This is a genomic window from Amphibacillus cookii (genome assembly GCF_016908375.1).
Lineage (GTDB): Bacteria > Bacillota > Bacilli > Bacillales > Amphibacillaceae > Amphibacillus_C > Amphibacillus_C cookii.
This window is the reverse complement of sequence record NZ_JAFBDS010000005.1, coordinates 130,344-143,506: the sequence shown is the minus strand read 5'-3', so window position 1 is coordinate 143,506 and position 13,163 is coordinate 130,344. Positions and strand designations below refer to the sequence as shown.

The following is a 13,163-nucleotide window of genomic DNA, read 5'->3' as shown; positions in this document are numbered from 1 at the left end:
CATGACAAAATGGATTTTATCATTAATTTTAGATGCAGTTGCTTTAATTGTGGTTGCACAATTATTTGATGGTTTTCACATTGCGACATTTGGCATGGCCATTGTAGCGAGCTTGATTTTGTCAATTCTAAATGTTTTGATTAAACCGATTCTTATTGTGTTAACTTTACCGATTACAGTATTATCACTTGGGCTATTTCTGTTTGTTATTAATGCGATTACCCTTATGTTAACACAATCAATTATAGGTGCGGATTTTGTTATCGAGACCTTTGGTTTAGCCGTTGTTGCAGCAGTGGTAATCTCAATTATTAATTTATTTCTCAACAAATTGGTAAAGGATACGATATTATTGAGTAAGTAGGATCAACAAGCATGGGGATGATCTCCATGCTTGTTCTGTTTAAACACAGATAACCGACCGGCCGTGAAACGACAGCCCTCTCAATATAGAGAACAGAGTTAAACCTATTTAGATAGGCGCTAACGGACGCTGATGTCCTGATTCACTCAACGATCCACAGTAGGAGAGGAACGAAAATGCCGACTGATTGAAGGTTCGTTTTATACTTAGGAAAGGACATTGGGTCAAATAAATACGAAGTGGTGAAGCTAAGATTTTAAAGAGCTTAGTATAAGAAAAACGAACGTATGAGCTAAAGGTCGAGTGAATGTGAGTTTTTCTAACGTTTTGCTTCGCTATTCTTTATGATAACAGAATTGAGGTGAGTACAATCGGAGACATTGCACTAAAATTTGATTTTAAAAGTCAGGATGGATCGCTTGATCGTCTCTATTTTTCGGAACCGATCAAAGTGTTCTCGACTTATCATATCGATCAAGTTAAACCATTATTGCGTGAGATAGAGACAGAGAGAAAAAAAGGAAGATACATAGCGGGATACTTGTCTTATGAAGCAGCCCCAGCATTTGAAAAGCGCTATCGAACGAAGGTCCAAACGACAATGCCTCTTTTATGGTTTGCTAGTTTTACTCAGCCTGACCAGGTGGAAAACGATAAGCAAGCAACGTCCATTGATCAGTCATTAACTTGGAAGCAAACGACTTCTTATTCGGATTATCAAACGAGTATAGAAGCAATAAAAGACGCCATACGAATCGGGGATACCTATCAAGTTAATTATACAACACGCTTGACGACAGCTTTTCATCAAGATCCCGAAGCCTTCTATTATATGCTGAAAAACAATCAACAAGCCTCTTATAGCGCTTATTTAGATATCGGTCGATTTCAAATTCTATCAGCATCTCCAGAGCTGTTCTTTGCAGTTGAACAAGATGAAATCACAACAAAACCAATGAAAGGTACTAGCAAACGTGGTTTAACATATGCTGATGATCAAGTAAACAAACACTATTTAACGCAGTCAGAAAAAGAGCGAGCGGAGAATTTGATGATCGTTGATTTGTTAAGAAATGATCTTGGTAAAATAGCTAAACCAGGAACGGTTCATGTTCCAGAATTGTTGACAGTTGAAACATATCCGACTGTACACCAAATGACCTCCACGGTTAAAGCAACACTCAAAGAAGAGAGCCAATTAGTCGATTGGTTTTCAGCATTATTTCCTTGTGGTTCAATTACAGGGGCACCTAAAATAAATACAATGTCCTATATCGAACAGTTAGAAACAACAGCACGAGGTGTTTACTGTGGAACGATTGGCTATTTAACACCAGATAATAAGGCAATATTTAATGTTCCGATTCGAACAGTCGTTGTTGATCAAGACCAAGAACAAGCGAGTTATGGTGTAGGAGGCGGTATTACGTGGGATTCGGTTACTGCTAGTGAATATCAAGAAATGGAAGCAAAGGCTAGCTTGTTAACGACGGGTTATCCAACTTTTGATTTGCTTGAGTCAATGCTATTATCAAATGGAGATTTACCACTTCTTTCATATCATATCGACCGCCTTGAGCAATCTGCTACTTATTTTAATTTCGTCTTTGATCGAGCAGTATGTACAGAGCAATTAATTGCATTGAAAAATCAATATCCAAAGGGCGTATATAAAGTGCGATTGCGTTTAACACAGCCGGGAAATATCAAGCTAGAATCGATACCGGTAAAGCAGATCGATCAACCTGTTAATAGCTATTTAGCTAAACAACCCATTGATGTAGAAAACCGTTTTTATTATCACAAAACAACATACCGTGATTTATATGACCGTTTAAAGATTGATGCATCTGACAATTTTTCAACGTTGTTATGGAATGAAAGAGAAGAGCTGACAGAATTTACGATTGGTAATCTTGTTTTACAATTTGATCAGCAGTTTGTCACCCCTCCGACTAAATCCGGATTGCTACCGGGAGTATTTCGAGGTCATTTACTCGAAAAAGGGACAATAACCGAAAAAGTACTCTATAAAAATGACTTGCATCGTGCGGATTGTATTTGGCTAATTAATGCCGTACGTGGATGGGTTAAGGTTGATAATGTTATTGATTTACCTGAATAAAACGAACCTGCAAACAGTGGGTGCTTTCGTTCTTTGCCCGCTGGTTGCAGGTTCGTTAACTAAATCAGGATATTAGCGCCTGTTATCACCCACCTCAATCGATTTGCTAGGGTTTATTAACTTTGAAATGATTTAAGCTATATTAGAATGGTGAACGGATGATAAAGATTTAGTCTTTTTCGAATTGTTTTACTTAGAAAACTAAGAAAGACAGTCGTTAAATACCTGTTATCGTGCCACACTTTAAAAAAAATGCTACAATAGTTATACGTGTATAGGAGAATTAGAGAAGATGATAGATGGAGGGAATCCTAATGGCTAGGGTGCAAACAAAAGATTTATTAGAACAATTCAAATTGGAACTTATTGCAGGTAAAGAAGGTTTAGAACGAGAGTTTATTATGAGTGATATTTCTCGGCCAGGTATTGAATTAACAGGATACTTCCGTTACTATCCTAAAGCAAGACTTCAAGTGCTTGGCAAAACGGAATTATCTTTTTTTAGTGAATTGTCAGAAGCTGAGCAAAGAGATCGCTCGGAAAAATTATGTACGGATGTTACCCCGTGTATTGTGATTTCAAGGGGCTTAGATATCCCGAGACCATTAATTGATGCTTGTGATCAAGCGCATGTCCCTTTATTACGCTCGCCTTACAAAACAACGCGAGTAGTTAGTCGAGTAACAAATTTTCTTGAAGCGAAATTTGCGCCATTTACAGCTATGCACGGTGTCCTTGTCGATATTCATGGTGTCGGTGTGTTAATTACGGGGCAAAGTGGTGTTGGTAAAAGTGAAACAGCTTTAGAATTAGTTAAACGGGGACATCGTTTAGTCGCTGATGACAGTGTCGAGATTCGGCAAGAGGATTATGATCGATTAATAGGGTCTTCTCCTGAGTTGATCGAGCATTTGCTTGAAATTAGAGGGCTTGGTATTATAAATGTCATGACTTTGTTTGGTGCCAGTGCTGTTCGATCACATAAAAAAATTGATTATGTGATTAATTTAGAAAATTGGAACGATAAGAAGCAATATGATCGGATTGGTATGGAAGAAGAAACGATTCGAATTATTGATGTTGATGTACCTAAAGCTACTTTACCCGTACGGCCGGGTAGAAATTTAGCAGTCATTATTGAGGTGGCTGCAATGAATTTCCGTTTGAAGCGATTAGGTGTTAATGCTGCAGAGGAATTTTCGACCAGATTAACGAAGATGATTGATCAGGAAAAAGCCAATATAGATAAAGGCGTTGATTATGATTAATAGAAAAGACGCTTAGTTAGACAAACCCGTCGCATATTATCACGTCTAACCGCTCTACACCCTATAGTCATAAGGTTGTTCCGGCAGAAAGCGAAGTATTTACAGATGACGAAATCACGAAGGGTTTGTAAAAAAACTATATCACCTTTAAGGCTCAGGTAGTAGCTAAAACTTATTCACGAGGAGAGATATTGTGTCAGTTCTTAATACAACATTAGATCCGATTTTCATCGAGATAGGTCCTATAACTATTTATTGGTATGCGGTTATTATCGTAACCGGTGTCGTCATTGGGCTTTGGCTAGCAACAAAAGAAGGGGTTCGATTGGGATTTTCAAAAGAATTGTATACCGATTTGCTCATGTGGGCGTTACCCATTGCCATTATTTCGGCTCGATTGTACTATGTCGTCTTTGAGTGGCAACGTTTTATCGGGCAACCATTATGGAAGATATTTGCCGTTTGGGAAGGTGGTATTGCTATTCATGGCGCTTTAATTGGATCTGTCATAACAGCTTACATATTTAGTGAAAAACGAGATGTCCCTTTTTGGAAAGTTGCTGATGTGGCAGCTCCAAGTATTATTATTGGTCAAGCGATTGGACGGTGGGGTAATTTTATGAATCAAGAAGCCCACGGTGGACCAGTCTCAGATGCAGTTTATGAGAATTTTATTCAATATTTGCCTAACTTCATTGAAAACCATATGGTGATTGATGGGATCCTTTATCATCCTACATTTTTGTATGAGTCGATTTGGAATCTACTTGTTTTTGTCGGATTATTATGGTTAAGAAGAAGAAATCCTTTACGTGGTGAAGTGTTCCTTAATTATGTAATTTGGTATTCTGTTGGACGTTTCTTTATTGAAGGATTACGGACGGACAGCCTTTATATCCTAGGTCTGTTAAGGACAGCGCAAGTCATATCAATTGTATTAATTATTGTCAGTATCGCTTTAATCATTTATCGACGTAAAGCTAAACAAGTAAATGTTGCTTATAATGGCAAGAAGCTATAAGTAAATAACTCAACTTTCTAGTCGTGTCACATCTTCTTCGCTTTATTTCGTTCGGTTAGGCTTACTCAGGAAATCGCATGAATCCGCGATTGCACGTAAAATGGAGAAATCACATTCAGTATGAACCACCCCTCTGAGTGGAGATAAGCAAGGGGTAAGACTTCTGCGGGAATAGGATGAGCTGAAGCCATCCCCGCGAAAAGCGAATCCATTGCTTTTCGGAACGAAATAACGTGCTAAACGTATGCGGCATATCCATGCAAAAGTAAAGCTATCGTAGCAACATGTTATCTAAGTATCATGATTGGAACGAAAGAGAAGCGAATCCTTTTGTTAAGATCATGTGTGTGTCAATTGCAGTATCCTTTTCCAACCTTAACATGCGTCACAGACGCTGAAAGTTTAGAAATAAAAAAACGAAGTGGGGATGTTGGTTTGAAAGCTACATTTATTCGAGGGTTAAAGCAAGGCTTACATGTGGCTTGGACATTAAGTAAAGTTATTTTTCCAATCACAGTAATTGTAACTATTCTCCAATATACACCGATTTTACCGTGGTTGATTGAAGCGATTTCTCCAGTGATGCGGATCTTTGGCCTATCAGGCGAAGCTGCTGTGCCGCTAGTTCTAGGTAATTCATTGAACTTGTATGCGGGTATTGCCGCCATTGTTTCATTTGACTTTACTGTAAAAGAAGTCTTTATTATGGCTGTGATGCTATCTTTTTCACATAATTTATTTGTAGAGTCAACCGTTGCGTTAAAAGTTGGTGTGCGTTGGCCAATTGTCATCGGTGTTAGGTTGGCCCTTGCAGGTATTTCAGCATTGCTGATTCACTTGATTTGGTCAGGTGGCGAGGAACTTGCACAATATGGATTTATGCAGTCCACGCAAGCTTCTCCTTCTGGTATGATTGAAATTGGTATTGAGGGTATACGAACGGCGACTAGTAGTATTTTTCAACTTGGTGCGATTGTGATCCCGTTAATGGTAATTATGCAATACTTTAGAGAGCTAGGTTGGATGGCCAAAATCTCTTTATTACTAAGCCCGTTCACAAGGTTACTAGGTATTAAATCAAATGCATCGATGACGCTTGTGGCGGGTTTAACGATAGGTCTAGCGTTCGGAGCGGGTGTGATGGTTCAAGCAGTAAGACAAGACGGGGTGGCAAAGAAAGATATGTACTTATCCTTTATTTTCCTTGTTGCTTGCCATGCTGTCATCGAAGATACACTAATTTTTATCCCCTTAGGTATACCAGTTTGGCCCCTATTGATCATTCGTTTAACAACAGCGATTGCTCTCACCGCTACCATCGCATTTTTATGGAATAGAGCAGAGATAAAACAGAGAAAGGAACAGGTTAATTATGGGAATTAAAACACTTTTGTTTGATCTAGATGGAACGTTAATTGACACAAATGGATTGATTATCGATTCTTTTCGTCATACTTTTAAAAAACATACAGGTCGTGACTATTCAGAGGAAGAGATATTACCTTTTATTGGACCGCCACTCATTGATACCATGCGGCATGTTAATCCAGAGAGGGCTCAGGAGATGATGGATACATATCGAGAGCATAACTTGGCGAATCATGATGCTTATGTGAAGGCTTATCCTACTGTAGTTGAAACAATTAAGAGATTACATCAACAGGGTTATAAGCTTGGTATTGTGACAACAAAAATCACCGCTACTGCAAAATTAGGACTTGAAATAACGGGCTTAGCTCCTTATTTTGATGTGATTATTGGTTTAGATGAAGTTGAGCACGCTAAGCCACATCCTGAACCGATTATAAAAGCATTGCATGCCCTTGACCGTACGCCAGTTGACGCGATAATGATTGGTGACAACTATCATGATATTGAAGCGGGACAAAATGCTGGAACTCAAACAGCTGGGGTGTCCTGGACGATAAAAGGTAGGGAGTCTTTAGCTAAATTACAGCCGGATTATATGCTAGAACATATGTCTGATTTATTAACGATATTAGAGGTGGAATAAATGCGAAAGACAGATCGTTTTCCTGTCGAAGGTGCTAATTCATTATGGCAACTCTATCGCACGGTGTCTTTCTTTAAAGTAGTTAAAAACTTTATTGTGATTCAAATTGCACGCTATACCCCTTTTTTATCAATAAAAAATTGGCTTTATCGACATTTGTTGAAGATGACAGTTGGGGATAAGACTGCCTTTGCCCTTATGGTTATGGTTGATTTAATGTTCCCTGAGCGAATTAGTGTTGGAGACAATTCTGTTATTGGCTATAACACCACGTTACTGACACATGAGTATCTTATCGACGAATATCGACTTGGGCATCTTGATATTGGTAATGAAGTGATGATTGGTGCCAATAGTACAGTGTTACCAGGAGTGACAATAGGTGATCGAGCAGTCGTTGCTGCGGGTACGATCGTTAATAAGGATGTTGAGCCGGGAAGTTTCGTTGCAGGTAATCCGATGCGTGTGATTTATTCAGCTGAAGAAATGAAAAGTAGAAAAAGGAAAGACTTAAACTGACAACTGACTATACACAGATTTAAAGCCCTCGCTTTATCACAGAAAACTGTCCGTATCCCCCTCAAAATAGGGAGTAGAGCAGGTGGGTGATAACGGACGCTAATGTCCTGATTCACGCTAAGGTGGCTGTTTAAAAAAATTGAGCGTGCTAGTGCCGTGTATTTTGTTAGAGTGAGTTATAGTAGTGTATAGATTTCACATCATGGTAGGGGGAGATAGGATGGGGATATCTAATCGAAATCGAGAAGAATCACACCGCCAATTAACAAATCAAGATTACGATTTATTAGTGATTGGAGGTGGCTTGACAGGTGCTAGCATTGCCTTAGATGCGAGTTCTAGAGGGATGAAGGTAGCTTTAATAGAGCAAAAAGACTACGGCAATGGAGCATCAGCTCAGTTTGCTCCACTATTAAGTACACATCATTTCCCAACGAAGAAAATTTGGCATCAAGCATACACTGAAAAGCAGTTATTAGCTGAACATCTCTCACCATTTTATAAACCAGTCAATATGTTAACGTTAGTATACGATCATGAAATAAAACAAAAATTATTGAGTAAGTTACGGCACACGTTGTCTGAATCTTTAATTTCTTCTTATTTTCCAAAACACTTAAAGTTACTTTCTAAAAAAGAAGTCCAAATGATTGAAGCCAATGTTAGTGAGAGAAAGTTAAAGTATGGTTTTAGTCATCAAGATGGCGTTATCGATCAGTGCTTAATGACGATTGAGATATTAAAGAAAGCTTACCGGTTTGGTACAAATATGATCAACTATCTTAAACTGGTTCAGTTCATATATAATGATGAACAACAAGTAACGGGTGTTTTAGCGGAAGATCAAGTAACAGGAGAAGTGTCGGCTATTTATGCGAGTAAGATCGTTAATGCTACAGGAAGTCAGGTTGAATCGGTAAGTCAATTAGATAAATCAGATGATTTATTGAAATCTGTCGCTCAATATAGAAAAAGAATCCAACTTTTTTTCAATCAATCAGATTTAGCAATTGACCATACGATTTCATTTACAGATGTCGTTAGTCAGCAAATGATAACACTGACACCCTACCAACACTTTACCATGCTAACGGTATCTGAACCGACATCTTCAATTTTGCAACAAAAGACGGTTTCAGAAGATGAGTTTACACATATTGTTCGTGCACTGAAACGTGTTATACCTCATCTTTGCTTGGATAAAAGTCAGGTCATTGAGCAACACGTTGCCTATCTAATCAATCAAGACAGTCGGGGAACAGGCGATATTATTACTTCCACGTCAGGGTTAATAACAGCAATTGGTGCACCAATTGTATTTTATCGATCATATGCTAGCCAAGTCGTGGATCGGATTGCTAAAGATTTAAAAAGAACCGATAATATTCTTTATTCTAAATCAGAGACAAAATCGATGGCAATAATAATAGATGATCAAGGCGATCAACTAAATTTTAAATCTTATTTATCTAGCACACAGCTTTCTGATAAAGACATCGCGTTTATTTTAGCACGCTATGGTAATCAAGTATCACAATTCCTTCCTTACCTTGATGAAATGGGGAAAACCAGTAAGAATGATCCGCTAGAGCCGATGCTTTCGCTCCTTCTTCGCTATGCTTTAGATCATGAAGGGATTTATAAACCGATTGATTTCTTATCGAGAAGATTGAGGTATCAATTATACAGACCTTTTGACATGCAACAACAATTGAAGCCATTTTTACAACAGCTAGCTAGTGCGCTCGCGTGGACAAAAGAGGAATGTTCCTACTATGAACGTGAATGTCGTCTCTGGTTGAATGCACACCAAGCCAGCTTAGAATTATAGATTTTAACGTATGCTTATCACAACAAAATGATAATAAAACTGTCAAGAAGCAGTAAAATATGTTATACTGCTTGCGTTATTATCACAGATAACCGTCCGCAAACCGCCACCTCAAAGGTAAATCTATTTAGGGGGGCGTGAGCCTAACGGACGCTAATGTCCTGATTCACTCAACTAACACTCAATGGTCAAAAAACGCAACCCCCACTGAGTGAAGGTTCGTTTTATAAAACCTGTATAAAGGGGAAACACATGTCGAGAACGCACAATTATGAAAATCAACCAAATAAAAATGTGATCCCGTTTATTCCAGAAGGTGAATTTTATTTCGCTAAAGGTGTAGACGCTTTTTATAAAAGAAAGTTTGATATTGCACTAAAATGGCTAAAAAAAGCAGCTGAAACTGATCCGAAAGAAGCCTTGTATCAAGCGCAAATGTCGATTATATACACAGAAATTGGTGCTTATCATGCGGCTAATCAAGTGTTAACTACAATCATTAAAGAACATGGTGAATCCTATTTTGATTGTTATTATCTGATTGCAAATAATTATGCGCATTTGGGCTTATTAAAAGATGCCCATAAATATGCCTCGCTTTATTTAGAAAAAGATCCCGATGGCGAGTTTCGCGATGAAACAGAACAATTATTAACATTGTTAGAACTAAGTTTAGAAGATGAAGAAAGTGATGAACCATTTGTTGAGGAAGATGAATGGCTGATCTATCAAGAAACAGCTTTTTACCATCTCCAACGTCATGAGTGGATCTCAGCATTGTCGATTTTACAAGAAATGATGACGAGATTTCCTAGTTATACGATGGCAGAACATCAGTATCACTATGCACTATTCTTTTCCGGGGAACGTCACGAGGCGATTCGTTTAGCTGAAGCACTTTATCAAAATGAACCCACGTCGATTTTGTCAAAAACTAATTTATTGATTTTTCATGCAGAACAAGGGCATATTAATATAGTAGAAGCATTTAAAAAAGCCTTAATTAATGTATATCCGGTGCAAGTCGAACAATCATTACGGATTGCGATTGCTTTATCTTATACCACGTATTTGACCCAAGCTTATCAGCGTTTCAAATCATTAACAAAATCCAAGTTAACCCATCATTTGGATTACTTTCGTGCTTTTGCTAAAGTTGCATATTTAAATAATAATAGAGATTATGCAAATCAGATCTGGTTAGAAGGTTGTCAACTTCACCCTGAATTAGCTAAAGAAAACGTCCCATGGTTTAAGATCCAAAATCCATGAGCAGATAAATAGACGATTTGTTTGAAAAATACGATAATGGGTATAGTGACCATTGCAATTATGAAAAAATGAGTAAAGGAATGATAATAAAATGACAAATGAACGGATATATGATGTTATTATTATTGGCGCTGGCCCCGCAGGAATGACAGCTGCTGTTTATACCTCCCGCGCGAATTTAGATACATTAATGATCGAAAGAGGTATCCCAGGTGGTCAAATGGCAAACACAGAAGATGTAGAAAATTACCCGGGCTATGAGAGCATTTTAGGCCCTGACCTATCAAATAAAATGTTTGAACATGCTAAAAAATTCGGAGCGGAATATGGATACGGTGACATTACAGAAGTCATTGATGGCGAAGCCTACAAAATCATTAAGGCTGGAGATAAAACGTATAAAACGAAAGCGATTATTATTGCAACCGGTGCTAAGTATAAAAAGTTAGGCGTACCAGGAGAAGCAGAACTGTCCGGACGAGGGGTGTCCTACTGTGCGGTATGTGATGGAGCATTCTTTAAAGATAAGGAATTGATTGTTGTTGGTGGAGGAGACTCCGCAGTTGAAGAGGGTGTCTATTTAACACGCTATGCTAGCAAAGTAACGATTGTTCACCGACGTGATGAACTCCGCGCCCAAAAGATACTGCAAGATCGAGCTTTCAAAAATGATAAAGTTGACTTTATTTGGGATAGTGTTGTTAAAGCCATCAATGGCAAGGATGGTAAAGTCGGTTCGGTTACTTTAGAGCATGTTAAAACGAAAGAAACATATGATCACCCTGCTGATGGAACATTTATCTATATAGGGTTAGAACCACTAAGTGATCCTTTTAAATCATTAGGTATTACGAATGAAGATGGCTACATTCCAACAAATGAAAAGATGGAGACACAGATCCCGGGTATATACGCAGCTGGCGATATTCGCGAGAAGGAATTACGCCAAATTGTAACAGCAACTGGTGATGGCAGTATAGCTGCTCAAAGTGCACAAGCATTTATTGAAGAATTAGAAGAAAAATTAGCAAAAGTTAACTCATAATTCTTGTTGTAATAAGATTAAATGAGTGAAAGTAGCGTTTAAGTGTAAATTAACCAATCTTTACTTGAACTTAATGCCACTGTAACACGGATGAAACACGAATGGGGTATACTATAAATAATTAATTAACCCCCTTTTTTAAATATATGAATTGACGCACAGACATGGTCTGTGTCTTTTTTTTGTATTTTAAGATAGGAATATATGGTTAAATGATTTGTGAGTATTTATTCTCAAGTAGCAGGAAATACTCGCATCATGTTAAAGCATGTTCACTAGTCAGCGTCTAACGGTTATAGTATAATGAATGATGAATATAAACGAAGAGAGTGAATAGATTTGCAGCGTGTCACCAATTGCTTAATTATGAATAATCATCAGGTTCTCTTATTGAAAAAGCCACGCTACGGTTGGTATGCGATGCCAGGTGGAAAGATGGAAGTTGGTGAATCGATTCAAGAAGCTGTGATTAGAGAAGTTAGAGAAGAAACAGGGTTGCTCTTGATTAACCCTAAACTATACAGTGTCGCAACGATGATAAAAGAATCAGCGCAGTCTCCTACAAATGAGTGGATGATGTTTACTTTTAAAGCGGATCAGTTTTCTGGTGAGTTAGTGGAAGAGTGCTCAGAAGGGGAGCTTGAATGGATTGATATCGCTGAATTAGCTACCATTCCCACTGCCCCAAGTGATAAAGTCATCCATAGAGCTGTGATTGAACTTAATCAACAGATCTTTGCAAGCTTTGCATTAGATCAACATGATCAATTAATTAACTATCGTGTTAATCAAAGTTAATTAAAGACAGGAAGTGATGAAATGATTGGAAAAGATGAGACGAAACTCGTTATTATTACAGGAATGTCAGGTGCAGGGAAAACGGTTGCTGTTCAAAGTTTCGAAGATTTAGGCTATTACTGTGTTGATAATTTGCCCCCTGCTTTATTACCTAAATTTTTAGAGTTGATGAAGGATGCAACGAATAATATTAACAAAGTAGCACTTGTTATGGACTTAAGAGGTAGAGAATTCTTTGACTCTTTATTTGATGCCCTTGATCATTTAACAGATTCGTCATGGTTAGAAGAACATATCCTGTTTCTCGATGCTCAAGATAAAGTACTTGTATCACGATATAAAGAAACGAGACGTCAACACCCGTTAGCACCTGAAGGATTACCGTTAGAAGGTATCCAACAGGAGCGAAGAATATTAAGTGAATTAAGGGGTCGGGCTCAACATTTTATTGATACGACAACTTTAAAACCGAAAGCACTTAGGGAAAAAATTGTGCAGAAATACGGGGAAGAAGAACAACAGATCTTTTCGATTCATACACTGTCATTTGGTTTTAAATATGGCATGCCGATTGATGCTGATCTCGTCTTTGATGTCCGATTTTTACCGAACCCTCACTATGTTGAGCATCTTCAACCATTAACTGGGTTAACAAAGGATGTCGTAGATTATGTATTTAAATGGACGGAAACACAGAAATTTATTGAAAAGCTACTTGATTTGCTTGCTTTTATGCTTCCTCAATATAAGAAAGAAGGAAAGTCTCAGCTCGTTATTGCAATTGGCTGTACAGGAGGACAACATCGATCCGTCGCCTTAGCGGAGCACATTGCTAAACATTTCTCCAATCAATATATTACCCATGTTGCACATCGTGACATTGATAAAAGAAAGGGACATTAGATA

The 13,163-nt window shown here is 38.0% G+C and carries 12 protein-coding genes; all 12 read left to right on the top strand.

The features are described from left to right. Window position 1: 1 nt before the first annotated feature. The 12 genes from JOE23_RS08755 to rapZ all read left to right on the top strand — a co-directional run bounded on the left by JOE23_RS08755 (window position 2) and on the right by rapZ (window position 13,160). On the top strand, window positions 2–364 hold the full coding sequence (locus JOE23_RS08755; RefSeq protein WP_204437684.1) for a phage holin family protein: 363 nt from the start codon (window positions 2–4) through the stop codon (window positions 362–364). A 361-nt stretch (window positions 365–725) separates the two neighbouring features. Then, entirely contained in the window at window positions 726–2,489 is a 1,764-nt protein-coding gene (gene pabB, locus JOE23_RS08750; protein ID WP_204437683.1) for an aminodeoxychorismate synthase component I, read from the top strand. A 314-nt stretch (window positions 2,490–2,803) separates the two neighbouring features. Next, on the top strand, window positions 2,804–3,757 hold the full coding sequence (gene hprK, locus JOE23_RS08745; protein ID WP_204437680.1) for an HPr(Ser) kinase/phosphatase: 954 nt from the start codon (window positions 2,804–2,806) through the stop codon (window positions 3,755–3,757). Between the two features lie 193 nt (window positions 3,758–3,950). Beyond that, window positions 3,951–4,778 carry a prolipoprotein diacylglyceryl transferase gene (gene lgt / locus JOE23_RS08740; protein ID WP_204437678.1) on the top strand — a complete coding sequence of 276 codons (828 nt, stop codon included), beginning with the start codon at window positions 3,951–3,953 and terminating at the stop codon, window positions 4,776–4,778. A gap of 435 nt (window positions 4,779–5,213) precedes the next feature. Further along, a complete protein-coding gene (locus JOE23_RS08735) occupies window positions 5,214–6,161 on the top strand; it encodes a nucleoside recognition domain-containing protein (RefSeq protein WP_204437672.1) in 948 nt (315 codons plus the stop codon). After that, on the top strand, window positions 6,151–6,792 hold the full coding sequence (ppaX, locus tag JOE23_RS08730; protein WP_204437671.1) for a pyrophosphatase PpaX: 642 nt from the start codon (window positions 6,151–6,153) through the stop codon (window positions 6,790–6,792). Before JOE23_RS08735 ends, ppaX begins: the two co-directional genes overlap by 11 nt. Continuing rightward, on the top strand, window positions 6,793–7,311 hold the full coding sequence (locus JOE23_RS08725; RefSeq protein ID WP_204437670.1) for an acyltransferase: 519 nt from the start codon (window positions 6,793–6,795) through the stop codon (window positions 7,309–7,311). Between the two features lie 220 nt (window positions 7,312–7,531). Further along, window positions 7,532–9,142, top strand: a complete 1,611-nt coding sequence (locus JOE23_RS08720; protein ID WP_204437669.1) for an FAD-dependent oxidoreductase — start codon at window positions 7,532–7,534, stop codon at window positions 9,140–9,142. Window positions 9,143–9,394: 252 nt separating this feature from the next. Next, window positions 9,395–10,414: a tetratricopeptide repeat protein gene (locus JOE23_RS08715; protein WP_204437667.1), complete on the top strand. Its 1,020-nt coding sequence runs from the start codon at window positions 9,395–9,397 to the stop codon at window positions 10,412–10,414. A gap of 91 nt (window positions 10,415–10,505) precedes the next feature. Then, window positions 10,506–11,459, top strand: a complete 954-nt coding sequence (gene trxB, locus JOE23_RS08710) for a thioredoxin-disulfide reductase (RefSeq protein WP_204437666.1) — start codon at window positions 10,506–10,508, stop codon at window positions 11,457–11,459. Window positions 11,460–11,798: 339 nt separating this feature from the next. Then, entirely contained in the window at window positions 11,799–12,257 is a 459-nt protein-coding gene (locus JOE23_RS08705) for an 8-oxo-dGTP diphosphatase (RefSeq protein ID WP_204437665.1), read from the top strand. A 21-nt stretch (window positions 12,258–12,278) separates the two neighbouring features. Further along, complete coding sequence (rapZ, locus tag JOE23_RS08700; RefSeq protein ID WP_204437663.1) at window positions 12,279–13,160, top strand: RNase adapter RapZ; 882 nt, start codon at window positions 12,279–12,281, stop codon at window positions 13,158–13,160. The last annotated feature ends 3 nt before the right edge of the window (window positions 13,161–13,163 follow it).

Bases quoted from the DNA above. Each gene is read 5' to 3' on its own strand.
- JOE23_RS08755 (WP_204437684.1), top strand. From the start codon at position 2: ATGACAAAATGGATTTTATCATTAATTTTAGATGCAGTTGCTTTAATT.
- hprK (WP_204437680.1), top strand. From the start codon at position 2,804: ATGGCTAGGGTGCAAACAAAAGATTTATTAGAACAATTCAAATTGGAA.
- ppaX (WP_204437671.1), top strand. From the start codon at position 6,151: ATGGGAATTAAAACACTTTTGTTTGATCTAGATGGAACGTTAATTGAC.
- JOE23_RS08725 (WP_204437670.1), top strand. From the start codon at position 6,793: ATGCGAAAGACAGATCGTTTTCCTGTCGAAGGTGCTAATTCATTATGG.
- JOE23_RS08720 (WP_204437669.1), top strand. From the start codon at position 7,532: ATGGGGATATCTAATCGAAATCGAGAAGAATCACACCGCCAATTAACA.
- JOE23_RS08715 (WP_204437667.1), top strand. From the start codon at position 9,395: ATGTCGAGAACGCACAATTATGAAAATCAACCAAATAAAAATGTGATC.
- trxB (WP_204437666.1), top strand. From the start codon at position 10,506: ATGACAAATGAACGGATATATGATGTTATTATTATTGGCGCTGGCCCC.
- rapZ (WP_204437663.1), top strand. From the start codon at position 12,279: ATGATTGGAAAAGATGAGACGAAACTCGTTATTATTACAGGAATGTCA.